General features: G+C 68.6%; 30 protein-coding genes and 1 pseudogene. 15 read left to right on the top strand and 16 right to left on the bottom strand.

The window, feature by feature from the left end:
* Window positions 1-193: 193 nt before the first annotated feature.
* The 11 genes from HYE82_RS08785 to HYE82_RS08735 form a co-directional block, all read right to left on the bottom strand.
* A complete protein-coding gene (locus HYE82_RS08785) occupies window positions 194-409 on the bottom strand; it encodes a hypothetical protein (RefSeq protein WP_179173376.1) in 216 nt (71 codons plus the stop codon).
* Window positions 410-436: 27 nt separating this feature from the next.
* Window positions 437-883 (bottom strand): hypothetical protein, encoded by a 447-nt coding sequence (locus HYE82_RS08780; RefSeq protein ID WP_179173375.1) that lies wholly within the window; start codon window positions 881-883, stop codon window positions 437-439.
* A gap of 72 nt (window positions 884-955) precedes the next feature.
* Complete coding sequence (locus HYE82_RS08775; protein ID WP_179173374.1) at window positions 956-1,471, bottom strand: hypothetical protein; 516 nt, start codon at window positions 1,469-1,471, stop codon at window positions 956-958.
* A gap of 45 nt (window positions 1,472-1,516) precedes the next feature.
* Entirely contained in the window at window positions 1,517-2,215 is a 699-nt protein-coding gene (locus tag HYE82_RS08770) for a hypothetical protein (protein ID WP_179173373.1), read from the bottom strand.
* A 71-nt stretch (window positions 2,216-2,286) separates the two neighbouring features.
* On the bottom strand, window positions 2,287-2,478 hold the full coding sequence (locus HYE82_RS08765) for a hypothetical protein (RefSeq protein WP_179173372.1): 192 nt from the start codon (window positions 2,476-2,478) through the stop codon (window positions 2,287-2,289).
* 53 nt (window positions 2,479-2,531) lie between these two features.
* Window positions 2,532-2,786, bottom strand: a complete 255-nt coding sequence (locus HYE82_RS08760; RefSeq protein ID WP_179173371.1) for a hypothetical protein — start codon at window positions 2,784-2,786, stop codon at window positions 2,532-2,534.
* 114 nt (window positions 2,787-2,900) lie between these two features.
* Window positions 2,901-3,089 (bottom strand): hypothetical protein, encoded by a 189-nt coding sequence (locus HYE82_RS08755; protein ID WP_218782403.1) that lies wholly within the window; start codon window positions 3,087-3,089, stop codon window positions 2,901-2,903.
* 124 nt (window positions 3,090-3,213) lie between these two features.
* On the bottom strand, window positions 3,214-5,277 hold the full coding sequence (locus tag HYE82_RS08750; protein WP_179173370.1) for an FtsK/SpoIIIE domain-containing protein: 2,064 nt from the start codon (window positions 5,275-5,277) through the stop codon (window positions 3,214-3,216).
* Between the two features lie 2 nt (window positions 5,278-5,279).
* Entirely contained in the window at window positions 5,280-5,609 is a 330-nt protein-coding gene (locus HYE82_RS08745; protein WP_179173369.1) for a hypothetical protein, read from the bottom strand.
* A 227-nt stretch (window positions 5,610-5,836) separates the two neighbouring features.
* Window positions 5,837-7,237 carry a hypothetical protein gene (locus tag HYE82_RS08740; RefSeq protein WP_179173368.1) on the bottom strand — a complete coding sequence of 467 codons (1,401 nt, stop codon included), beginning with the start codon at window positions 7,235-7,237 and terminating at the stop codon, window positions 5,837-5,839.
* A 141-nt stretch (window positions 7,238-7,378) separates the two neighbouring features.
* The gene (locus HYE82_RS08735) at window positions 7,379-7,786 is read right to left on the bottom strand and encodes a WhiB family transcriptional regulator (RefSeq protein ID WP_179173367.1); all 408 of its coding nucleotides are present in this window, start codon (window positions 7,784-7,786) and stop codon (window positions 7,379-7,381) included.
* A gap of 372 nt (window positions 7,787-8,158) precedes the next feature.
* On the opposite strand from HYE82_RS08735, the gene HYE82_RS08730 reads away from it, so the two are divergent.
* Window positions 8,159-9,196 (top strand): ATP-binding protein, encoded by a 1,038-nt coding sequence (locus tag HYE82_RS08730; RefSeq protein ID WP_179173366.1) that lies wholly within the window; start codon window positions 8,159-8,161, stop codon window positions 9,194-9,196.
* The gene (locus HYE82_RS08725) at window positions 9,193-9,771 is read left to right on the top strand and encodes a guanylate kinase (protein ID WP_179173365.1); all 579 of its coding nucleotides are present in this window, start codon (window positions 9,193-9,195) and stop codon (window positions 9,769-9,771) included. Before HYE82_RS08730 ends, HYE82_RS08725 begins: the two co-directional genes overlap by 4 nt.
* Here HYE82_RS08725 and HYE82_RS08720 read toward each other — a convergent pair.
* Together HYE82_RS08720 and HYE82_RS08715 are read right to left on the bottom strand one after the other, a co-directional pair.
* Window positions 9,768-10,592, bottom strand: coding sequence for a DUF1932 domain-containing protein (locus HYE82_RS08720; protein WP_309144241.1), 825 nt, complete (start codon window positions 10,590-10,592; stop codon window positions 9,768-9,770). The genes HYE82_RS08725 and HYE82_RS08720 overlap by 4 nt on opposite strands.
* A complete protein-coding gene (locus tag HYE82_RS08715; protein ID WP_309144240.1) occupies window positions 10,589-11,236 on the bottom strand; it encodes an HAD family hydrolase in 648 nt (215 codons plus the stop codon). The genes HYE82_RS08720 and HYE82_RS08715 overlap by 4 nt, the downstream gene beginning before the upstream one ends.
* A 130-nt stretch (window positions 11,237-11,366) precedes the next feature.
* On the opposite strand from HYE82_RS08715, the gene HYE82_RS08710 reads away from it, so the two are divergent.
* Both HYE82_RS08710 and HYE82_RS08705 read left to right on the top strand, forming a co-directional pair.
* Window positions 11,367-12,803, top strand: a complete 1,437-nt coding sequence (locus tag HYE82_RS08710) for a ParB/RepB/Spo0J family partition protein (protein WP_179173363.1) — start codon at window positions 11,367-11,369, stop codon at window positions 12,801-12,803.
* 35 nt (window positions 12,804-12,838) lie between these two features.
* Window positions 12,839-13,750 (top strand): ParA family protein, encoded by a 912-nt coding sequence (locus HYE82_RS08705; RefSeq protein ID WP_179173362.1) that lies wholly within the window; start codon window positions 12,839-12,841, stop codon window positions 13,748-13,750.
* A gap of 64 nt (window positions 13,751-13,814) precedes the next feature.
* Here the strand turns inward: HYE82_RS08705 and HYE82_RS08700 are convergent, their stop codons facing one another.
* Together HYE82_RS08700 and HYE82_RS08695 are read right to left on the bottom strand one after the other, a co-directional pair.
* On the bottom strand, window positions 13,815-14,438 hold the full coding sequence (locus HYE82_RS08700; protein ID WP_179173361.1) for a GIY-YIG nuclease family protein: 624 nt from the start codon (window positions 14,436-14,438) through the stop codon (window positions 13,815-13,817).
* Window positions 14,435-14,746: a helix-turn-helix transcriptional regulator gene (locus HYE82_RS08695; protein WP_179173360.1), complete on the bottom strand. Its 312-nt coding sequence runs from the start codon at window positions 14,744-14,746 to the stop codon at window positions 14,435-14,437. Before HYE82_RS08695 ends, HYE82_RS08700 begins: the two co-directional genes overlap by 4 nt.
* Before the next feature lie 137 nt (window positions 14,747-14,883).
* Between HYE82_RS08695 and HYE82_RS08690 the strand changes: the two genes are divergently transcribed.
* From HYE82_RS08690 to HYE82_RS08650, 9 genes and pseudogenes are all read left to right on the top strand, one after another.
* A complete protein-coding gene (locus HYE82_RS08690; protein WP_179173359.1) occupies window positions 14,884-15,060 on the top strand; it encodes a hypothetical protein in 177 nt (58 codons plus the stop codon).
* On the top strand, window positions 15,060-15,293 hold the full coding sequence (locus tag HYE82_RS08685) for a hypothetical protein (protein WP_179173358.1): 234 nt from the start codon (window positions 15,060-15,062) through the stop codon (window positions 15,291-15,293). Before HYE82_RS08690 ends, HYE82_RS08685 begins: the two co-directional genes overlap by 1 nt.
* Window positions 15,294-15,344: 51 nt before the next feature.
* Window positions 15,345-15,626 carry a hypothetical protein gene (locus tag HYE82_RS08680; RefSeq protein WP_179173357.1) on the top strand — a complete coding sequence of 94 codons (282 nt, stop codon included), beginning with the start codon at window positions 15,345-15,347 and terminating at the stop codon, window positions 15,624-15,626.
* A gap of 58 nt (window positions 15,627-15,684) precedes the next feature.
* A complete protein-coding gene (locus HYE82_RS08675; RefSeq protein ID WP_179173356.1) occupies window positions 15,685-15,876 on the top strand; it encodes a hypothetical protein in 192 nt (63 codons plus the stop codon).
* Between the two features lie 17 nt (window positions 15,877-15,893).
* Window positions 15,894-16,298: pseudogene (locus tag HYE82_RS08670) on the top strand (hypothetical protein); the annotation flags it as partial.
* A 215-nt stretch (window positions 16,299-16,513) separates the two neighbouring features.
* Window positions 16,514-16,801 carry a hypothetical protein gene (locus HYE82_RS08665; protein WP_179173355.1) on the top strand — a complete coding sequence of 96 codons (288 nt, stop codon included), beginning with the start codon at window positions 16,514-16,516 and terminating at the stop codon, window positions 16,799-16,801.
* A gap of 60 nt (window positions 16,802-16,861) precedes the next feature.
* Window positions 16,862-17,314, top strand: a complete 453-nt coding sequence (locus tag HYE82_RS08660; protein ID WP_179173354.1) for a hypothetical protein — start codon at window positions 16,862-16,864, stop codon at window positions 17,312-17,314.
* Between the two features lie 5 nt (window positions 17,315-17,319).
* Complete coding sequence (locus HYE82_RS08655; RefSeq protein WP_179173353.1) at window positions 17,320-17,736, top strand: hypothetical protein; 417 nt, start codon at window positions 17,320-17,322, stop codon at window positions 17,734-17,736.
* Window positions 17,733-18,347 carry a hypothetical protein gene (locus HYE82_RS08650; RefSeq protein ID WP_179173352.1) on the top strand — a complete coding sequence of 205 codons (615 nt, stop codon included), beginning with the start codon at window positions 17,733-17,735 and terminating at the stop codon, window positions 18,345-18,347. The genes HYE82_RS08655 and HYE82_RS08650 overlap by 4 nt, the downstream gene beginning before the upstream one ends.
* 36 nt (window positions 18,348-18,383) lie before the next feature.
* Here the strand turns inward: HYE82_RS08650 and HYE82_RS08645 are convergent, their stop codons facing one another.
* The gene (locus HYE82_RS08645) at window positions 18,384-19,061 is read right to left on the bottom strand and encodes an endonuclease domain-containing protein (RefSeq protein WP_179173351.1); all 678 of its coding nucleotides are present in this window, start codon (window positions 19,059-19,061) and stop codon (window positions 18,384-18,386) included.
* Here HYE82_RS08645 and HYE82_RS08640 point away from each other — a divergent pair.
* Both HYE82_RS08640 and HYE82_RS08635 read left to right on the top strand, forming a co-directional pair.
* A complete protein-coding gene (locus HYE82_RS08640; RefSeq protein WP_179173350.1) occupies window positions 19,060-19,647 on the top strand; it encodes a hypothetical protein in 588 nt (195 codons plus the stop codon). The genes HYE82_RS08645 and HYE82_RS08640 overlap by 2 nt on opposite strands.
* Window positions 19,648-20,278: 631 nt before the next feature.
* Window positions 20,279-21,043, top strand: a complete 765-nt coding sequence (locus tag HYE82_RS08635) for a DUF4231 domain-containing protein (protein WP_179173349.1) — start codon at window positions 20,279-20,281, stop codon at window positions 21,041-21,043.
* The last annotated feature ends 46 nt before the right edge of the window (window positions 21,044-21,089 follow it).

The following is a 21,089-nucleotide window of genomic DNA, read 5'->3' as shown; positions in this document are numbered from 1 at the left end:
GAGGGGGTTGGCGGGGCCGGCCGGGGTGATCTGCCGCAGCCATGCCTCCACCTCGTCGGCGAGGAGTCGGGTGCTGGTCTCGATCTGGGCGAGGGATGCGGTCATGATGGTGATCTCCGGTTCTCTTCTGGGGGGCCGGGCCCGGGACGGCCGACGCGCTCTGGTCAGTGGTGACGGCCGTCCCGGGGCGCAGCTAGCCGCGGGTGACGTCCAGGACGCGTACCGGGCGGGCGGGGTCGTTCAGGACCAGTTCCGCGCCGCGGCGGTGCCGGACGGCGGCCAAGTCTGCGGCCTCGGCCAGCGCGAGTTCGCGGGCCTGGCGGCTCACCTCGGCGGTGACGACCAGGCACTGCCAGCCCCGGGCGCCGGTGTTCTTGTCGGTGGTGGGGATGTCGACGCGGTACTTCATGGCGGGCTTCTCCTTCTCTTCCTCGTGTCAGGCCGCGATCGGCTCGTCGTCGGCCCAGTCCTCGTCGTCCTCCAGCTCCTCGTCGTCCTCCAGCTCCTCGCCGTCCCCGTCCCCGCCGTCGGCGGCCGGGAGGGTGCCGTGCGCGGCGCGGGCCAGGAGGGCCAGCAGGTCGTCCGCCATCTCGGCGGCGTCGCCCAGCCGGTCGGCCAGCCCGCTGTGCTCGGCGGCCTGCGCGGCGATGACCATCGACTCCAGGAGCGCGGTGATGTCGGCGACGCGGGCGCGGGTGGCCAGCAGCTGCGGCTGGTGGTCGGCCGGCTCGCGCAGCTGGCGGATCGCGGCGAGGGTGCGGGGCTGCGGGTCGGCGAACGCGGTGTCGGTCTGGGCGTCCAGGGCCGCAATCAGGGCGTCCTGGTCGGTGAAGGCCGGTGCGGTGGCGGTGATGGTGGCGGTGGTCAGCGGGTGGATGCTCATGTTGGTTCTCCTCCGGGTGATCGGGATCGGGTGCCGTGCGGTGGCGGGTTGACCCGCCGCGGGGTTGCTGGGTCAGCTGGCGGAGGTGCTGCGGCAGGAGCCGTCGTCGTCGCAGTCCGGCCGGCCCTCGATGTCCCCGGCCAGCCGGGCGGCTCCGGAGAGGTCGGCGAGCGTGCCGATCAGGTCGTCCGGCGTGGTCACCTCGTACTGCTGGTAGCCCTTGCCGCAGTCGCACGGGACGAGCAGCGTCGCCTCCGAGCAGCCACTGAAGCCGCGCTCGGCGGGCCACCACGTGTGGTGGATCCACACCCCGTGGCCGAGGTGAGCGACCGCGGCGGCCGGGACGTAGACCGTGTCCAGGCGGAACGAGGGGAACGACGTCCACGCGTCCACGGCGCCGAGGGCATCGGCCAGGGATTCCGGGAGCTCGCTGACCCACCGGCCAGTGGCCTCCATCGCCTCGGCGCGCTCGCTGAGTTCGGCGTTGCGGCGCACGGCCTCGGGGCTGTGGAACTGGGCGTACGCGGCGAACAGCTGCTCCAGGGCGGTCGCCTGCGACGGGTTGGCCGGGGTGGTCGGGTTCTTCATGACGCTCTCCTTGGATCGGGGTGGACGCGGGGAAGAGGCTGGCGGTCAGTAGCCGCGGATGCGGAAGCCGCGCAGGGCCGGGATGGAGAGCACGGCGAACGCGATGACCGTGATGCCGAGGGCGACCTCGCGGCCGTCGGCCGGGGCGCCGTGCCAGACCATCCAGCCGGTGGCCGCACCCGTGGCGCCCCACGCGAGCCGGGCGCCGAACGCCCGGGTGACGAAGGACAGCAGGCCGGTGCCGAGGGCGGTGAGGATCCAGGTGCCGTACGCGGTCGGCGCGGAGACGGCGAGCCCGGCAGTGTGGCTCTGCAGGTACGTCCAGACCGGGTTGGTGATGGAGGCCAGCAGGTCCGTCCGGCCGCCGGTGCCCTCGGGGACGTCGATGCCCTCGAGGGCGTTGACGCCGTCGACGGCGGAGGACGCGATCAGGGCCAGGCACATCACCGCGACGGCGGCGACGGCCAGCAGGAACACGGCGCCGATCGTGGCCTTGATCCAGGTCGTCGTCTCGTCCCAGCCGTTGCGGAACGCGTCGCGCAGGTCGTCGGCGCGCTCCTCCAGCCACTGGCCGACGACCGGGCGGGCGATGCCGTACCAGCGCCGCAGTGCGGTCCGCAGGCTCGAGGTGAACGATCCGGTGTCCGGCTCGGCCGGGGAGGTCTGCTGGATGGTCTTGAGGAAGGTGAGCGGCGCCTGGGTCTCGTTCTGGCGGCCGGTGAAGTCGGTGTTGTCGCTGCTCATTTCGGTGTCGCTCCCTGTTCGGTGGCTCAGGTGTGAGGTGCGGTTTCAGGGCTGTGGGCGGGGGGCTGGGGCTACTTCTTCGCCTTCTTGGCCTTCTCCTTGGCCAGGGCGGCCTCGCGCTCCTCGGCGCCCGCGATGATCCGGTCGATCTTTCGCTTCTGGCGGGCGCTGAGGTTGCCGCCGCGGAGCACGGCGACCAGCACGGTCCCGGCGATCCGGGCGGCCTCGGTGTGGTTGATCGCGTCCTTGTCGGTGATGCGCATCTCGGGCTCCTTCGGAGTGGATTGGGCGGCCGGCGGGGTGCCGGGTGCCCGGGTCAGCGGGAGCAGGCGGGGAAGGTCCGGCCCGGGTCACACAGGCGGACCGCGGCCGGGTGCTCGGTGAGCTCGTGGACCTGGCCGTCGGCGGTGCGGACCGTGAGCTGGCCGCCGTCGCGGGTGATGACCACGCCGAGCGGCTTCGGGCCGTCGAGCTGGTCGGGGTCCAGGACCGTGATCGCGAAGACCGGGATACCGATCAGGGCGATGAACGCAGTCCGGGCCGGGCGCGGGAGGGAGGTGAACTTCAACATCGGTGGCGCTCCTTGGTCTCGGTTCGGTCGAGGAGGTGCACGCGTTGCGGGCCGGTCGTTCACGCCGGATCCCGGGGCGGGAATGTCGCGCCGGGAACCGGCGAAATCGGCCGGTCAGACCTTGAGAGTTCCGACCCATTCGAAGAAGCGGCCGAGCCAGCCGCCGATGACGGGCCCTATCGAGGAGTCCGCCAGGTAGAAGCCAAGGGAACCGGCGAGCAGAATGTGCCAGACCTTCATCACGCCGAACTTGATGCACGCGGCGCAGATGATCGAGAGGGCGATGATGACGGAGATGGTCACTGCAATTCACCGCTTTCTGAGGGATTTTGAGACAGGGGTATCCCGGGAGCTGTGATCTGGGGAATTCAGATAGCGGGGGCGGCCCGGCCCGGTAGATATCCGGGCCGCCATTCGCTTGGTATTGCTACTTGCTGGCGACTTCCTTTACTCCCGCGCGGGGGAGTTTTGCGTGCCAGCGCTTGAGGTCCTTCTCGTACCAGGCGGGATAATTCCCGTTCTGGAAGGTGCCGGGGATGTCCTGGCCCTCGCGCTTCTTGTAGCGCTGGCGGGCCTGGACGAACGCGTCCTTCGTCATGCCGAGGAGGGCGGCGGCGGCCTCGTTGCCGGTGATGGCCTCGGGCTGCTTGGCGGGCTGGACGAGGGGGATCACGACCCCGTCCGAACCGCCATGGACATCACTTTCGGTGACTGCGCTGTTTGTGCCGTTACTGTCTGTTTTGTCCATGGACTGTCCATGGACACTCCCCAGGTGATCGCTAGGAGTGGACACATCCGCCTTCACCATGGACACAGGCTCCGGAAGAGCCTCCGCCTCACGCTGAGCGATCGGCACGTAGGCCGGCGCCACGACCGGGGAACGGCCGTTGAGGGCGTAGTCGCGGGCCTCGTCCTCGTCGACGAACACCAGCTGGCACACCCGCTCGGACCCTCCGATGACCACGATCGCCCGCCCGTTGTGACGGCTCGACTTCGGCCTCGGCGTCGTCGCCACCAGCGAATTCCACGCCTGCGGAGAGAAACGGGCCAGAATCTTCGCACCGTACTGGTCGCGCAATTCCGTACCGCCTGCCGCGCGGGCCGTCAGCCGCTGGTAGACACTGATGACGTTCATGTTGGCCTGGCGGCCCTTGAAAAGGGTCTTGGCGATCTGGCCGAACACCGGAGGACGAGCCGGGTCACCCTTCTGCTTCACGTCCACCCAGGTCTGGTAGGACTCCTCCGCAAAGTCGTTCTGCTCTTCCATCACCAGGAACCAGCGCGGGAAAGTAGCCGACTTGTCAGCCTTCTTGATCTGGTAACGCCGCTCCATTTCCAGAGCGAAAGCGGCGACCGCCTCCCACTGCTCCCGGATCTCCGTGTAAATCTCCACCTCGGGAATGTCGTTGAGGCAGTCCAGGGAAATCAGCTTCGGGTCGATGATGATGAACTTTTCGGCGCCCTTGCGGATCTGCTGAACGATGATGTTCCGCAGCGTGGACGACTTACCGCCACCGGTGCCGACCGACAGCCCGACGTGCGGCGTCTCGTCCTCGAAGTCGAGCACGATCTTCTCGTTACGGCTGCCCAGACCCAGCAGGACCTGCGAATCCGGCAGACCGTCGATGATGTCCTGGACCTCCGGGTCACCGAACAGCACCTTCTGGGGCGGGCGGGGCGGGTGCTTGAACGTCACCTTGAACTCGCGGTGGTTCCAGGACGCCTCCCACTCCCCCGGCACACGGCGCTTGACCAGCGAAGACACCCGCTCCTGCTCACCGGTGCCCAGTTCGGCCTCCGGCGGCAGCTTCACCGCGAGCACCGCGTTCTCCAGGGCGCGGGCCTGGCGCTCCGTCCACCAGGTCACCACCCGCCAGCTGTGCACCGTCTCCGACCACTGGCGCGGCCAGCGCAGCATCCTCTCCCGGAGCAGCGCCAGGCGGGCGACCCAGCGCCAGCCGTCCATCCGCTCCACCAGGGCCGCCGGAAGGCGGTCGCGGAGCGTGCGGCGGGCGATGTCCTCGCCGCCCATCAGGTGCTGCGGGATCGACACCCAGTCCTTGTACGAGGCGCCGTCCGGGATGTCGCCCAGGATCTTGCGGAGCGCCGCGAAGAAGGGCTTCACGACCATCTCGCGGTGACGCCGGTTGGCCCGGCCCCGCCTCCACAGCCACACGGAGGCCACGAGGATGGCCAGCACCGCCGTGGTGAACAGGCCCTGGTAGTTCGCCCACAGCCACCACACGCCGCCCGCCAGGGCCGCGATGAGGGCCAGGCCGAGGACCTTCGCCCAGCGCGGGACCAGGCTCAGCCAGTGGCGCTTGTGGCCCTTGGCCCACACTCCGGGCATCCAGGCCGGGGCGTCCGCGGCCTGCATCGGCATCTGCTGGTGGGCTATCGCCTTCGCCAGCCGCCGCTCACTCCGGCCGGCCCCGCCCTTGACCAGCATCACGAGCACAAGCCCGCCGACCAGAAGCATCCAGACCGGCATCGCTACTCACCCGCCAGGGCGTCGTCGCCCCCGGGCAGCCGGCCGACCCAGAGCAGCTCCATCAGCTGCTGCTGGACCTGCTCCGGCTGCCCGACGAACGCCTTCAGGTCGAACACGACCTGCACCGGGCCCTGCTCGCCCTGCCCGTGGCGCTGCATCTGCGCCAGAACCTGGGCGACGGCACTGCTCTTGCCGCCGTTCGTCGTCCCCCCGGGCAGGGCGTGACCCTGCTCGAAGAGGCTGCTCTCACTGCTCTTGCTGTTCTCGTCGTTCCGGCCGGTACTGCCGCTGTGGTCCTGGCCCTGCCGGGCCGCTGCGACAATGTCGTCCACGGTCATCTCCATCCATCTGGTGGGCCGTACCGGTCGGCGGGGATTGCTGCCAGGCGTCTCGCCCGCCGACCGGTTCAACCAGCTCACTGCGGTTCTGATCAGGTAATTCGCTGCTCTCGTGCTGTCTGTGGGTCCTGCCGTAGCTCTGCTGTACGGCCGAGACCATCACGGAGACCGGACACGCGGTCGAGCCCGCCTGCCGTACCCGCTGCATCCCGGCTGCCACGTCAGTCCCCGGAGGTAGGGCGCAGCGGACGGATGTTGCTCCGGCGCTGATCCTCGAAGTGCTTCTTCGCAACCCGGTATGCCTGGCCCTCGTTCACGCCCTGCTTTCCGTGCTCCGCGAGCCACCGCACGAGCTGCCCGGCCACTGCGCTTCCGGTCTCGCGGATCGCGTAGCGGATGGCGTCGGCGTTGTTCAGCGGCTCCAGCGCTGCAACATGCAGGGCATGCTCCCTCGCCGTTCCGTCGAGGACGGGGAACAGCTCCTGCTCCGCAGGCTCCGGGGCTCCCCCAGGGCCCTTCGGGTCGTCATCGTCGTCCGGACCATCGCTCTTGCTCGCCTCGTCCAGCAGCTGCTCCAGCTCCGCGTCGACGCCGTCCTTCGACGCGGGGAGGGGGTTGCCCGCCTCCAGCTCAAGGGCCGCCGCGGCGGTGCCGTTCTGGGCAAGGTACGTACGGAACAGCGCCACCATCCGCTCCTCCCCGCTGGTCAGCTCCGGCGTCTCTACAGCCGGCGCGGCGACGGGCTCGGGCGACTCGACCCACGGGGACGGGTGCTCCAGCTCCACCAGGGCCGGGGCGTGCGAGGAGACCGCCAGGTCCGCCAGCAGGAGGCGCTTGCGCTCGGGGTTCCCCGCGACGTCGGCACGGCGGAGCGTCGCCCGCAGCTTCGTCCGGAGCCTGCGGCCCTTGCGGCCCTTGAGCTGCTTCTCGGTCAGGCTGCGGTACTCGTCGGCCAGTTCCGCGGCCCGGCTGCGGGCCCGCTCCTGGATGAGCTCCTCGGCGTCCTTGTCCTGCTCGGCGATCCCCAGCCGGGCCAGAAGCTGCTGCTGGAAGCGCCGCAGGATCCGCGCGGCCACGCCGTTGTTCTGCGCGTTCTCCTCACCGGAGTGCCGCAGCTCGATCCCCATCGCCAGGTGCCACAGCAGCGCTGCACCCAGCGGGCCGAGAACGATCCGCCACGCGGCGCCGGCCACCGAGTCGGACTCCGAGATCGCCGGTACCGCCAGGAAGGCGGACAGGACCCAGACCAACGTCCCGGGCAGACCCGTACGCCGCATCTTCGAGTGCAGGTTCTGCCTCGCCATCAGCGCCAGGCCGAACAGCATCACCTCGCCGACCAGGAACAGGCCCGCCCGCTCCCAGGTGTTCGAGATGTGCAGGTGCTCCCCCGCGAAACGCCAGGCCGTGTTGGCGCCGACGCCCGTCGCCCCGAGGGCGCCGATCGTGGCGACAATCTGGGCGACCGTCATCCGGCCCTGCGTGTAGCGACGGGTCTTGAACGCCTTGAGCACTGCCTTCGCCGCGACGGCCAGCAGCGCGAGCAGCGCCAAGCCGACCACCACGGCTCCGATAGCCACGGGCCAGGGGTTCGCCGCGGCGAAATCCCCGATCCATCCGGTCATTTCGTTCTCCTCCAGGTCAGGACGCACTTCACTAGGGCCGCTTCATTGTCGCTAAGTGAAGCGCTTAGACCTCACGCTACATGGATACGCATAGCCTACGCAACATCCACGCTACATTTTTGGAGTCGTGAGACTACTTACTCACGCAGCGCGGGGCTGTTCAGCGGCCTCGACGCCGGAGGGGAACCGGAGCAGGACGGCGTTCTCCTGCCGGTGCAGCGCCGCCTCAACGTCGCGCTGCTGCACGGGGAGCAGGCCGCCGTGGATGCTGACGTCGGTGTCTCCGGTGAGCACGGCGAGCGAAAGACACCGGTCCCGGACCGGGCATCCCTGGCACACCTCGCGCTCCTCCTCGGTACGGACCAGGTCGCGGGCGATGGTGCGGCGGGAGCCGGTGGCACCGAGGTACCAGCGCTCGGCGTCGTAGCGCCGGCACTGTCCCAGCTCCTCGACCGTGGCCTCCAGTTCGGGCAGCGGCACGGAGTCGCGGACGGCGGCTACGCGAAGTGCGAAGTGGGCGGCGGTGTTGAGCGTCGTCGCGGCGTTCATCTGCGTCCCTTCCGAGCTGTCGTTTTCGATGTGACAACTCAAGCGGGGAAGCGGGACAGCAGGTATCACGCTGCCTATCGGGTCTGCTTCAACGTCGTCTTCACCCATGCGGGGCGTCTCGTTGAAATCGCGTGTAGTGGCGGCGTTTACCCGCGCAGCGAACAAGCACGTTCCTGCCCTCAAGCCCGGTCCCCGCCGTTCCGAAGGCTCGGCTCGATGACCGTTGCCTGCCGATTCCCAGGCGAGGTGACAGATTCGAGGGCTATCGTTCACTGCGAGAGGTGCGTTCGCGCAGCTCAGAGGCGTTTTCAACGATCGCTTCAACTCGCGGCTGATACCGCTCTTCCGTGGGGCAGACCTAGCCTCCGGTCTATGGAGACGAACGGCGGGGGTGACGTAGTGGCAAAGGATCATCCGGGCTGGGTGCCAGGCACCCTTCGAAAGCATCGCGAAGCCCATGGGCTGACCCTGGAAGGATCCGGGGAGGAGCTGCGGAAGATCGCCGAGATCGCCCGTCTTCCCATCCAGGCGAACTTCCAGACCGTCTTCAACCATGAGGCGGGCAAGGCGTACCCGAACCCGCATTACCAGCGGGCGTACTGCCTCCTCTACAACGCTGCGCCTTGGGAGCTGCAGTTCAGGAACAAGCTGCCGCACGAGGAGCAGTCTCAGGTCCCGAAGATCACGCCGCACACCGACTCGGTGACCGGTGCTCATGTCCAGGCCGTGGAGTCGGCGCTGTTGCAGATCGCGCCGGGGGGTGAGGTTGACCACCACGGTCTCCGGCACCGGATCCTGGACGCGTGGCGGCGTCGGCACACCGGCGGCGATCCGCACCGGCCGCACCTCGTGCTGGTTGGCGGCTACGCGGGGAGCGGAAAGAGCGAGCTCGCAGAGTTCATCTCGTACCTGACCGGCTGGCCACGGCTGGACAAGGACTCTCTGACCCGGCCGCTGGTCGAGGCTCTGCTGGTCGCTCACGGCGGTGACCCGCACGACCGGCACACGCCGCTTTATCTGGAGAAGGCCCGGGACGCCGAGTACCAGTGCCTGATGGAGACCGCGGCCGACAACATCCGCGCCGGGATCAGCACCGTGCTCGACGCTCCGTTCCTCCGGGAGTTTTCGGACCCGGCCTGGATGCAGCGGCTCATCAACCGCTGCAAGGCCCAGGGTGCAGAGGTCGCCGTGATCTGGGTGAAGTGCGATCACGACAGCATGAAGGAGTACATCACCTTCCGCAGCGCAGCGAGGGATGCCTGGAAGCTGAGCAACTGGGAGGAGTACATCAAGGGCGTCGATACCGACTTCGCCCCCAAGGTGGACCACTTCGTCGTCGACAACCGACTCGGGTCCGCCGTGAGCCTCACAGACCAGGCCAAGCTCGCCATCGGACGGATGTACTCATGACCTCTCTCCCCTCCGCCGTGATCCTGTACGGGCCGCCGGCCGCCGGGAAGGACACCATCACCCAGGCGCTCGCCGACCTCGAGGCCGGCTACGCCCAGTTCCGGCGTCTCAAGGTCGGCAGCGGCAAGACGGACAGCTACCGGATGGGCAGCGCTGAAGAACTCGCGGCGCTGGAAGAGGCTGGCCAGGTCATCTATTCCAACTCCCGGTACGGCAACGTCTACGTCGTTGACCAGCCGGGTCTCGATGAGATGGTGGCCGCTGGCCTCACGCCGGTGCTTCACCTGGGACAGATCGACGGTGTCCAGGCCGTGATCGACGCGTACCCGGCCCGGTGGACAACTGTCCTGCTGTGGTGCACCCGCGAGGAGACCGCAACTCGCTCGGCCGGGCGCGGCGACGCCGACACCGAGGCCCGGCTCGCGGCCTGGCAAGCCACCCAGGAGGACGTGGACGCTCACCCCGACCAGGAATGGGACCTTGTCGTCCAGACTGGAGACCACTCCCCCGCCAAGGTCGCGCAGGTGATCAGCCAGCGCGTACGCGCATCGTCTCGCGCCGGGAACAACTCCTAGCCCGGCGGGCGACGCAGCTGCTCCAGCGCGCTTGGCAGGTCCATGCGGCCGTCGTCTTTCGCCTGCTCCCAGCGGGCCAGGGCGGCGGCCGCTGCGCGCAGCATCTCGTCCGGCAGCCCGGCGTCGCGGAGCATGTCGGCGGCCTCGATCAGCTCTGGTCCCCACCTCCAGGCCCTGGTGGCTGTCTTGGGGATGTAGTCGATCTCGGTGAGGTACGAGCCCGGCCGCTTCCCGCCGATGGCGAGGAGTTCTTCCTCCACATCGTGCTCGGCGGCGAGGCCATAGGAGACAGCTGCCAGCACGCGGGAGGCTTTCTGAAAGCTCGAGTAGGAGAGTTTGAGGGCGGAGGCTTGCCCGATCCTGTTGCCCAGGATGCAGGTTCGGACGTCGGTCCCGGCGAACATGTCGGCGACCGTGTCGGTCGCCGCTGGGCCGGAGAGGTAGAGCGTCGGGTGCTTGCTGCCGGTGGGCGGGGAGCCGACGATGCCACCGTCCACGACCATAGACGCGGGGAGGAGGTCAGCGATGCGTGCAGTTCGCTGCGGTGTGATGGCGTTCGCCTCGACCCAGATACCGGCGTAGCCCTGGGCGGTGCTGGCGAGTGCCTCGGCTGCGGCAGGCGGGCAGATGCTCAGCACCACCTCGGCGTCGGCCAGGAGCTGGGGGAGGTCAGACGCGGTAAGCCCGTTGCTGGCCGCGCGCTCCATGGTCCTCGCGGAGCGTCCTTCCGGGCACCACAGGACCTGGTGGCCGGCGCGGACGAGCTGGCCGCCTACGGCTGCGCCCATCGAGCCTGGGTGGAGGAGACCAATCGTGGTCACTGGACGCCTTCCTTCATCAGGATTTGGATGGCGTCGGTGATGGTGTCGACGCTGTGATGCGCGGGGCTCAGGTGCTGGGGCCATGGGCGACCGCGTAGCCAGATGGTGCGCAGTCCGGCTTGCTGTGCTCCGCCGATGTCGCCTTCGGGGTTGTCTCCCACCATCCACGCTTCTGCTGGGCGGTCGCTGCCGCAGAGCGCGAGCGCGGTGTGGAACGCGGCGGGGTCGGGCTTGCGGGAGCCGATCTCTTCCGAGATCGCGATGGCGTCGACAGCGTCAGTGAGGCCGGCCGCTGCGAGTTTGGCCCTCTGGATGTCGGCAGCTCCGTTGGTGAGGATGCCGACCGTCCAGCCGGAGGCGCGGAGCTGTTGGATGCCCTCGATGGCTTCGGTCCGCGCATTCACCTTGGCCGCGATGCCCTGGATGTAGTCGGCCCAGAGCTGGGCGGCCGGCTTGGCAAGGGTGAGCTCTTCGCGGAGGCGGGTGAAGGTCTCGGGGGACGCCCGCTCCCGTAGTGCCTCGCCGATGTGGGCTTCGGCAGCTGGGTCCAGGCCGCGGTCAGCAGCGAAGGCACGGGCCCAGATGGCGACGGCCTGTTGCCGGTCGATGAGCGTGTTGTCCAGGTCGAACAGGGCGATGGTCACAGCGCCGACCCTAGTCGCGAGCACCACGCGGGACGCGGGGAGGAGGTGCCGCTCCGTGCAGGGTCGCCCTCCGTCCGGGAAGTGGCCGCTAGGGTTCCACCATCAGACGTTGCACCACTCGGAGGACTCCATGACCACGCCGGCGCGCAAGCCCCTGAAGAACCGGGGCAGCGGAAAGCTCAGCACCGAGCGTGAGAAGGCTGGCGTGGAGAACGCTGAGCGGGGCGCGGCGACCGGGATTCACGCGCTGGATCCGGAGGAGGGAGAGCTCTTCGAGTGCGACCCCGTCACCATCTCCCCGAACCCCATGAACCGGCGCCGCGAGCTCCGGAACATGGAGGAGATGGTCGCCAGCGTCGCGCGGCAAGGCGTGCACACGCCGGGTGCGGTCATGCACATGGACCTGTTCCTGGAGATGTATCCGCAGTGGGCTGAGCTGGTTCCCCACCCGGAGCGCCGCTACATCCTCGGCCCCGGTCACCGGCGCCACGCTGCCGCGCAGAAGGCTGGCAAGCCGATGCTGGCGATCCTGCGGAACAAGTGGGCCAAAGACCTCACGGTCGAAGAGAACCTGATCTCCGAGAACGAGGACCGGGACGGGCTCTCCCCTGTCGAGCAAGCCCTCCAGCTCGATCTGCTGCGCCAGCGCGGCTTCACCACCGAGCAGATCGCCGACCGGTCGGGCTACGGCAGCCGCGGCACCGTCTCCCGCTTCCTCAATCTGCTGGACCTCCCCGCCGAGATCCAGACCGCGGTGCACCAAGGCGACCTCTCTCACAAGGCTGGGTACACGCTCTCGACCATCCAGGACGACGAGTCCTCCAACAGCTCCCCGGCCGCGCATGAGCTACAGAATCGGGCCTTCGGGTGGATGCGCGAGGAGGGGCTGAGCGCTGAGGCCGCGAAGAACCGGCTCAAGCAGGAAGCCGTGTTTCCCGCGGGAAACACGGCTTCGGCCGACCCCGCTCACACCCCGTTCCCAGGTCCGGCCGAGGACGTTTCCCGCGGGAAACAAGACAGCCAGGCCGAGGGCAAGGACGACGAGCAGCCGACCGGGAAGACGTCAGAGTCGGCCAGCAGCGAGCAGACAGCGATCCCGCGCCAGGCCCAAGGCCCCGCTGACGGCCCTGAAACGAAGGCAGTCTCGGCTGCTGCCGAGGCTGCAGAAGCCCGCACCCTCGCGTGCCAGATCCTGCTGACCGAAGAGCGCTACGCCTCTGCCGAGGACATGTACGCGCGCCTCGTCGATGCCGTCCTCAACCCCGAGGAGTGGAAGCCGGCGGCCGCTCTCGCACACTCCTGGCTCCGCGAGCTCGGCAAGGGCCCCGCCGTCGGCCGCCCCAGCAAGTACGTCGCAGCGGTGGCCGCTTCGAAGGACACCAAGCTCAAGCGCCGGGTCGCGTACGCGATCGGCCTGGCAGCCGATGAGCTCCGCGCGGCCGAGCCCAACCGCACATGGGATGACCGGGACCGCGCTCATCTCCAGCTACTGATGACCAGCAAGGCCGCCTACCAGCCGACCGAGTGGGAGCAGGGCCAGCTCGGCCTCGTCTCCCCCGGGCACTGACCCGCGTCCCGCCCCGCTCGTCTCCGGAGACCATCATGACCAGCACATCTGTAGCCACCGCGACCCGCGTCCTCGAAAAGACCCGGGTCATCGTCTTCGCACTCAAGGCTGGCGGTACCGCCAAGACCAGCTCGTGCACCAGCCTCGCCGCGATCCTCGGCGGACGCGGCTACCGCACGCTGGTGATCGACCTGGACCCGCAGTGCAACACCAGCCATGTCCTCGGCTACAGCTCCTTCGGAGAGAACCAACTCGGGATCACTGACGTCATGAAGGCGGACGCCAGCCTCAGCGACGTCGTCGTGGAGGCCCGCTACCAGGTCGACGACATCGACCCCGAGAACCCCGCCGCCGCCTTCGAGCCGATCCCGAATGTGTTCGTCGTCCCGGGCAACATCGACGACCTGGACATCGACGAGGCCGAGCGGATCCTCAACGACTCCCGTTCCGCCGATGCCTACTGGCTCCGCGAGGGCCTGGCCGAGATGGACGGCCAGTGGGACGTCGTCCTCATCGACTGTCCCGCCACCTACGGCCGCTCAACCGTCACCGCCTTCATCGCCCTGGACAAGGACGTCGACGGCGAGGTTCTGCCCCCGGTCCTGTGCACCTTCAAGGAAGCTGGCGCCCTCGTCCGGCTGGAGAAGAAGCTCAAGGAGATCCGCGACCTGCGGAAGTACGCCATCAAGGGCATCGCACCCGAGATGAAGCGCGTCCTCGCCTGCTGCGCACCCAACTCATCCTTCGGTCTGGCCGAGCACCGCCAGACCCTCCAGGAGATCCAGGATGAGTACGGCGACATCCTCCTGCCGCTCGTCCACTGGTCCGGCGAGATGCCGAAGATCTACCGCCAGGACTGCCCCGTACCCATCTTGGCCCCGAACAGCATGCCGACCCAGGAGTACAAGAAGGTCGCTACAGCTCTCGGCTTCCCAGATCGGAGCTGACCGTTTCCCGCGGGAAACGAAGAAGGGGGGACCAGATACCTGGTTCCCCCCCTTCTTGCCGCTTCTAGCTATCGCTGGCCATACGCCGTTCCACCACCCGGGCCATAGCCTCCAGGGCCCTGACGTACGCCAACCGATCCCATCCTGAAGGTTCCTTATGGCCGAGCTCCCACCACGAGAACCTGAGCGTAGTTACGCCAAAGACAGATGAGATCTTCTCCTGTGCCAGCCCGAAGGCCCGGCGGGTCTCGATTCGCTCGTCCCTTGCGGGAAGTTCGACGTGCGGCGCAGCAGAGCTCCCACTGCTCCTCTGCTCCTGCACAGTCTGAACTGCCTGTTCCAACTCCTGAAGGTCCCTGCGGGAGGGCACCGGCAGCTTTGTCGTTCCGCGCGTAGGTGGGACAAACCCGCTGCTACTCACCACGACCTCAGGTCGCAGAAGGTACTGCCAGCCGCGGTCCGCGTTGTGCAGCGGCCGCTTGGTGGCGATCTCTTGGGCTTCCATGGTCAACGCCTCAGTCCTGCTGAGGTACCACTCGATCTCACGGATCCGGACCAACGGCCACCAAGCCTTCTTCCTTTTGTGGAAGCTCCAGCGCTTCGACGGATTGCTGGTCACACCGACGTACAGCAGCCGACCCTCCTCGTCGAAGAGCCGGTATAAGGCAGTCCTCCCGTCGTCGGTCACGCCTCAGCGCCTTCTTCCCCGATCTCCTTCTTCATGTGGGCGAACAGCACCAGGTAGTCGTCCCGCGACTTCCCCGTCGGGTCGTACTGCCCCCGCTCCCAGGCGCTGACCGTAATCCGGTGCACCTTCAAGAGCTTGGCGAGGCCGTCCTGTGTCAGGCCGTACGCCTTCCGGACTCGTTTGCGCTCCTCCGGGGTCGGGAGATCCTCCGCCGGCGCACTGGGCCTCTTCCGCAGGGCTTCCGCCTCCGCGATCAACTGCTCCACGGTCCTCTCCTCGTTCTCGGAGTTCTCATCCTCACGAGACATGACGCTACACCGACCCCTTCACACGACACAACGTCTACGCTACATTTAGACGCGTAGTCACTCGCTACATACTCCCAGTTAGATCACTACCAGGATCGCATCACCCAGTTAGCACTCATAGCTACGAGGGGCACTAAATGACCACACGTCCTAAGAAGCCGACCGACCACCAGGACTCCAGCACCTCGCGGGAAGAGAGTTCCTCCGCTCCGACCTGGGAGTACGGTGCGCCGGATCTGGGTCTGGGCCCGGCACCGCGCACGAAGCTGTCTGCCGACTCCGACGACGTGGTGCGGGACGGGGTGGAGGGCTGATGGCCGCTCGTGTTCCGGCTCCGGTGCGCAAGCTCGTGGACCGTGCCTCGCTGGTCGTGGCGCTGCTGACGGGCCTGGTGGCTCTGTGGGTGGTCGGCCAGCCGGTGGTGCCGGTGATCACGTTCCTGTCGGGTGCGGTCTTGGCGTACGGCTCCTTCCAGTACGCGGTGGCCCGGGTGCTGTCCAAGAAGAAGTTGAAGGGCCGTCGGCGTCCCGCCTCGCGGCGCAGCTGACGAGTGACCTTCTGATCTGACTTTCCGTACCGATCCCTTGGGGGGATTGCCATGGCCACCATCGAGCGCTCGACCCTGATGTTCATCACCGTGATTGCCGCCCTGGTAGGTGCTTGGGCCGCCTGGACGGCGAAGGCCGGGCACGACCCGGTGACGGTCGGCTCCATCGTGTACGGCGTCGTGGCCGGCGGCCTGGCGAAGCTCTTCCGCGGCGGGGCGACGGCCACGGTCGTCCGCTCGCTGCTCCTGATCGTCGGTGGAGTCCTGGGCTTGGTGGCCTCGCTACTGCTGGGGCGTGCCGCCGGGATCTACCTGACTCCGTCTACCGCGTAAGTGCTGGTGGGCGATGCGTGAGGCCGGGGCGGTCCCGGCCTCGGGGAGGAGGCATGGCATGGCGTTCCAGGCGAACGACGAGGTGCTGATCACCGCCTGCGCGGATGACCCGCGGGCGGTCGGGAAGGTCGGCCGGATCGTCGACGAGGTGCCGCCGGGCGAGCTCACGAACGGCAGGTGGACGGTGGGTGGGATATCGCTCTTCATCGCTCCCGTCCTGTGCCACACGCACGAGCTGCAGAAGGTCTGAGCCCGAAGGGGGCCTTGATGTTGAAGAAGCTGATCTCGTTCCTGAGGCCGGGTCCGGCGGCCGTTGAGTCGCTGGCCGCCGGCGCCGGGTCCGGTGGTCCTCGAGTGGTGTGCCTGTGCGGCTCGACCCGGTTCTGGGCGGAGCTCGCCGAGGCGAACCTTCGCGAGACCGCTGCGGGTCGGATCGTGCTGGCCCCGGGGTGCGACATGAAGACGCCGCACCCGCTATGGGCGGACGAGCGCGACGCCGAGGAGCTCAAGGTGCGGCTGGACGAGCTGCACCGGGCGAAGGTTCGGATGGCGGACGAGGTGCTGGTGGTCAACCCGGGCGGGTACATCGGCGACTCGACGCGGTCGGAGATCGCGTACGCGCTGGCCCTGGGTGTCCCGGTCCGCTACACCCACCCCGCCGAGCCCGCGGCCAGCGCGGCGGTGGTCGTGGCGGAGTCCCGGTCGACGGAGCCGCGGGCGCTGGCCTCGTACGAGCTCGCGGACTGGGAGTGTCCGTACTGCGAGCAGACGGCGGTGGAGGGCACCCACGCGTGGGACGACCGTGGGCCGTACCAGCTGCTGAGCGTCCACGTCCTGCGGTGCCCGGCCGGGCACGGCTGGTCCAACCACAACGACGGAGGCTGACGATGAAACTGCCCCTGCTGCTGTGGCTGCTACCGACGTGGGTGAGTGACCACTGCGTGGAGCTCGCCGGGAACTGGCGGCTGTCCCGCGCGATCGACCGGGCGTTCGCGGCCGGCGACACGGAGGCGCTGTCCGTGTTCCGGACCGGGACCCTGCGGGCGACGTTCACCACGGACGGGATGCTCGCCCGCACCGACGAGCTCGTCGCGTACGCGGAGTTGGTGGTGGAAGCCGACGGCTGCGCCTACCGCTACCACCGCCTGTTCTCCGGCCTGGAGCTCACCGCCTGAGCCCTCAGACAGTTCAACGGTTCTCGAAGATCCCATCGTGCAGACGGAAGGAAACGTGTCATGACGACTCTGGCCACCAGCACCTCTCTGGCCGACCAGGCCGCACAGCAGCTGCTCCAGCGGGATGTCTGGTACGGGCTCAGTGGCGTGCTCGTCACCGGTGAGGCCGTTGCCCGCCATCTGACGGCCGCGGCTGGCCTGATGGAGCGCAAGGGCTGGGACCCGCAGCTCTACGCCCCGTTCTCCGGGCACCACCTGTGCGACGCCCTGACGAGCACCCGGGACGACTGCATGGGCGACGCGGACACCCAGTTCGTCGGGCGGAGCGTGCTGGAGACGGTGCTCCGGATCAGCACCGGCTCCTCGTACGTCGACTACGAGGTCTGGAGCGAGCACCCCATGCGCACCCTCGGCGAGGTTCTCACCGCCTGCCGGACCGCCTCGGCCCTCGCGCTCCAGCACGGCCCCGGCCCTCAGGTGGCCGGCTCGGAGCTCGACGCGGGGGAGAGGTGATCGCCGTGGCCCGCAGCCAGGAGTGGGACGACCCCGGGGCGTGGCGGGCGATCGCCCGCGAGACGCTCCAGGCGTTCGACGCCATCTTCTCGCCGGGCCTGTACGGCTGGAGCCAGGAGGAGGGCGGCGCCGTCGCGGTGAAGCACCTGGAGCGGGGGCGGGAGCTGTTGCAGCCGATCCTCGATCGGTACGTCGCCGGGGCGCGGACGTCGTGGGGCCGGGCCTGGCGGAGGTGGGGTGTGGGCCGGGGCCCGTACGTGGTCGCGTTCGACGAGGCGATCGCGCACGCCAGGGCGCGGGCGGCGGGTGAGCCGGAGCGGGACTGGCCGATGCTGTGGATCCGTGACGGCCGGCTGCGATTGCTTCAGCGGTACACCGGCGACCGCCGGGTGCTCGACACGATCGGGGAGGAAGAGGCATGAGCAGCGACGAGCGCGTGGTGTTCGAGCCGGCCTGGGAGGACAACCCGACGTGGGGCGGCAGCGAACTGTACGAGGATCTGGCCGGGGCGCAGCGGTTCGCGGCCGAGGCGTACGTCGACGAGCAGGGCGAGATGCTCGACGGACACGAGGACGGGCCCGGCAAACTCGTGTGGGTGGAGGCGGGCGAGAGCTGGGACCTGACCGACGGCGGTAGGCCGACGCCGGTGTCGATCGTCGCGCGGCCCGTACGGGGTCGCCCGGCGTCGGCCGGTCCGGCTCCGGCGAATCTGCTGGCGCTCGCCCACGAGTTCCGCGTCCTGATCCCCAACCCCGGTGTCGGCGGGTACGGGGAGGTCGTGGTCCGGCGGCAGCCGGACGGCGCCGGGGAGCGGTGGGCGGTGACGGACGGCGCGTTCTCCGGGCTGCGGGCCTGGGTCGACGGCGAGGGCTGGCGGTACGTGAGCGACATCGGCCGCGCCGCGGCCTACCGCCACGGCCTGGAGCAGGCGCTGGAGCTCGCGCACCAGGTCGCGGAGATCGAGGCGGCCTGCCATCAGGCAGAGGTCGCCGCCGTCCGTCCGGAGAACCGTCGGGAGGACGGCGGCGGCTGAGCGAGGCCGGCGCGGGTTCGCCGAGGCCCACCCCGGTTACGGGGTGGGCCTCTTGTCGTTCGCGAGTGCGGCTGCGACGACGGCGCGGGTCAGCTCGTGGATCTGGGCGGTGGTGAGCTTGCTCGTCCAGCGGGTGCCGTGGCTCGGGCAGGCCAGGGTGAAGTTGTGGGTGCCGTGGTGGAGGTCGTGGTCCCAGACATGGGGCTGGGAGCGGCAGCGGCCATGCCGTTCGGTGTTGTGCAGGTGCTCGCCGGCGATGTCGAGGCGGTACCGCTGGGGAAGGGTCTGCTGTTCCCGGCAGCCGCGGCACTCCAGGAGGTGGAGGATGCTGCCCTCGCCCTGGAGGAAGCGGACGCCTTTGCCCTCGAAGGTGTTGCAGCTGGCGCAGACCGGGCCGCGAACGTGTCCGTGGTCGTGGCAGTGGTCCCAGGTGAAGGCGCGACTGGCTTGGCAGAGGCGGCACAGGTAGTCGTCGGCGCGCATCGTCCGGCGCAAGTCGTTGTAGGCGACGCCGCGGAGGTGGCCTTTGTAGGGCTGGTAGGCGGCGCCTGAGCAGTCTGGGCAAAGGGTGACGTATCCGGTGGTGGTCGGCTGCCGCCATCCTCCGTAGCGCGGGCCCCGGCTCTTGCACGACGAGCAGATCCTGGCCTGGTCGCTCAGGCTGAGCTCGAGTTCCTCCCAGCGGTCGAGGAGGTCCGCGCAGGCCCGAGGCATGTACCAGGAGCTGCCGCGCTGGGTCAGTGCCCGCAGCGGCTGGAGCCCTCCTACCGAGGTGCTGGCGTGTGATGACCTCGTCGATCGGGATGCCGCCGGGGAGTCCGTTGTCTCCGACGGTGTCGGGTCCGGCTGCGCCTTCTTGCCGGTTGGCGCGGATGTAGGCGGCGTGGTGGATGCGGTTGGCGATGCCCTCGCGCCAGGGGATGGGGTCGGGTGGCTGGGAGTAGTCCAGCCGTCGTGTGCGCTGGAGGACGGCGACCTCCACCAGGTCTTGGGGGTCGGCTTGGATGGCGGCAAGTTCGTGGCCGGCCCGGCGGATGTCGCGGTCGTCGTAGCGCCACTGCGCTTTGTCCTTGAAGGCGCGCAGCGCCTTGTCCCCGATCAGGACGTGGCCGTGGTGGTGAAGCCACTTCCTCTTGAGCAGGACGTCGGTGACAAAGGGGAGGGGGCTGTCCTTGATGAGGTCGGTCAGGGTGTTCCGGGCGAGGGCAGGGCTGATGAGCATGGCGGGATGGTGGCAGGGGAGTCTGACAGCCGCGCCCCTAAATTCGGGCAGATGGTCGAGTCTTCGCTCTGGTGTTAGAGGTGTGCTCGCTGGCCTGTCTCACCGCTGAGCGGCTGCGGCCCTGTAACCAGCGTCTGGTAGCGACGTCGGCCGCGCGGCGGCGTTCCAGCAACCCTGGGCGTGGCGCTGCGTCTGGCGAAGGTGGTGGCCAAGCTCGAGGCCGAGCGGGACCGGACCCAGGTGACGGAGTCCGGCGCGGACGGCTCGGCAGAAGACGCTGGCTGACCGAATCGCGGTCCGGATTCGCAGAGGTCCACCCCGTGAAGGGGTGCGCCTTTGTGTTCGGCTGTGGCTCGGGCGGGCGCGAGCAGGGACCGTAGGGACTGTTCTGCTGATGGTCCGATGTCCGGTGGAGGCAGAGGAGACTGCGTGGCGTCGGAGCGGGTCGCCGCTTCGGGCCGTGGTGGCGGAACTTGTATGGAGCGTGTCACAGCCTCGGTGAATCCTGCCCGAGGTGGTCGGTTGACGCGTGATACTCCCGGGATCATCCGATGGGACGCGGGGAGCAGGGGCAGAGTTGGTAACGACTTCGCAGTACAGCGCTTTATCCGATGCTCGGGTCAGGGAGCTGCAGGTCAGCGTCTGGGAAGACGAGCGCGATCTTGCGTGGAAGAAGAGGCGTACGCGCCGGATCCGTACAGCGTTGATCATGGTGGTCCTAACCGTGCCGGGCTTCGTGACGTGGTCTGCGGTGTATGCCGATCGACATCAGTGGCTGGTCTCAGGGCGCGCTGTCTTGGGCGTGGTGCTGGGGGTCTCGCTTCTGTACCTGCTGGTCATAGCGATTCACCATCTATGGAAGACGAACCGGCTGAACTACTTCGAGCTGTACGTCGATCCGGTTCTGGACCGGTTCAAGCTCCCGGCGGCGGAGCTGGAGGATCGTCTGGATATGAACAGGACGGCTCTGCGGCGGGTGAACGCGCTGACGCCGGTGTCTCTGCGGGAGCAGCGGGGGATGTACCGCGAGGAGCTCGCAGAGGTCATTGAGAACTATCAGGCGGAGAGCCGCAAGTACCGGCGGGTCCACAATGGTCTGCAGTCTCTGATCATGGTCGGGTCGACGACGATCACCACGGTCGCGGCGCTGGACGCCAAGGAGTGGACCTGGCAGACCATCATGGTCATCGCGCTCGGGTTCTGCGTCACGCTCGCGAGCACGTTCACCGGGTACTACAAGTACCGGGAGCGCAGTTACTTCCTGCAGCAGACGGCGGATGCCATCGAGGAGGAAGCCAACGCTATCGCGCTGGGTGTGGGGGAGTACGGCGTGTTCGGTGAGGACGAGCAGGACCAGGCGCTGGCGAAGTTCACGCAACGGGTGGAGTCGCTGCGCAACGAGCAGCGGCGGCGCCAGCAGCAGCTTGACCAGCCGGCCGAGCATGCTCCTGTTCAGGGTTCTTCGGGTGTGTAGCAGGTGCCGGGGACCGGGTGAGCAGACACGCCGAGAATTCGGGCTG

Source organism: Streptomyces sp. BR123 (assembly GCF_013401435.1).
Taxonomy (GTDB): Bacteria; Actinomycetota; Actinomycetes; order Streptomycetales; family Streptomycetaceae; genus Streptomyces.
The sequence above is the reverse complement of the archived record's forward strand: the minus strand, read 5'-3'. Positions and strand labels throughout refer to the sequence as shown.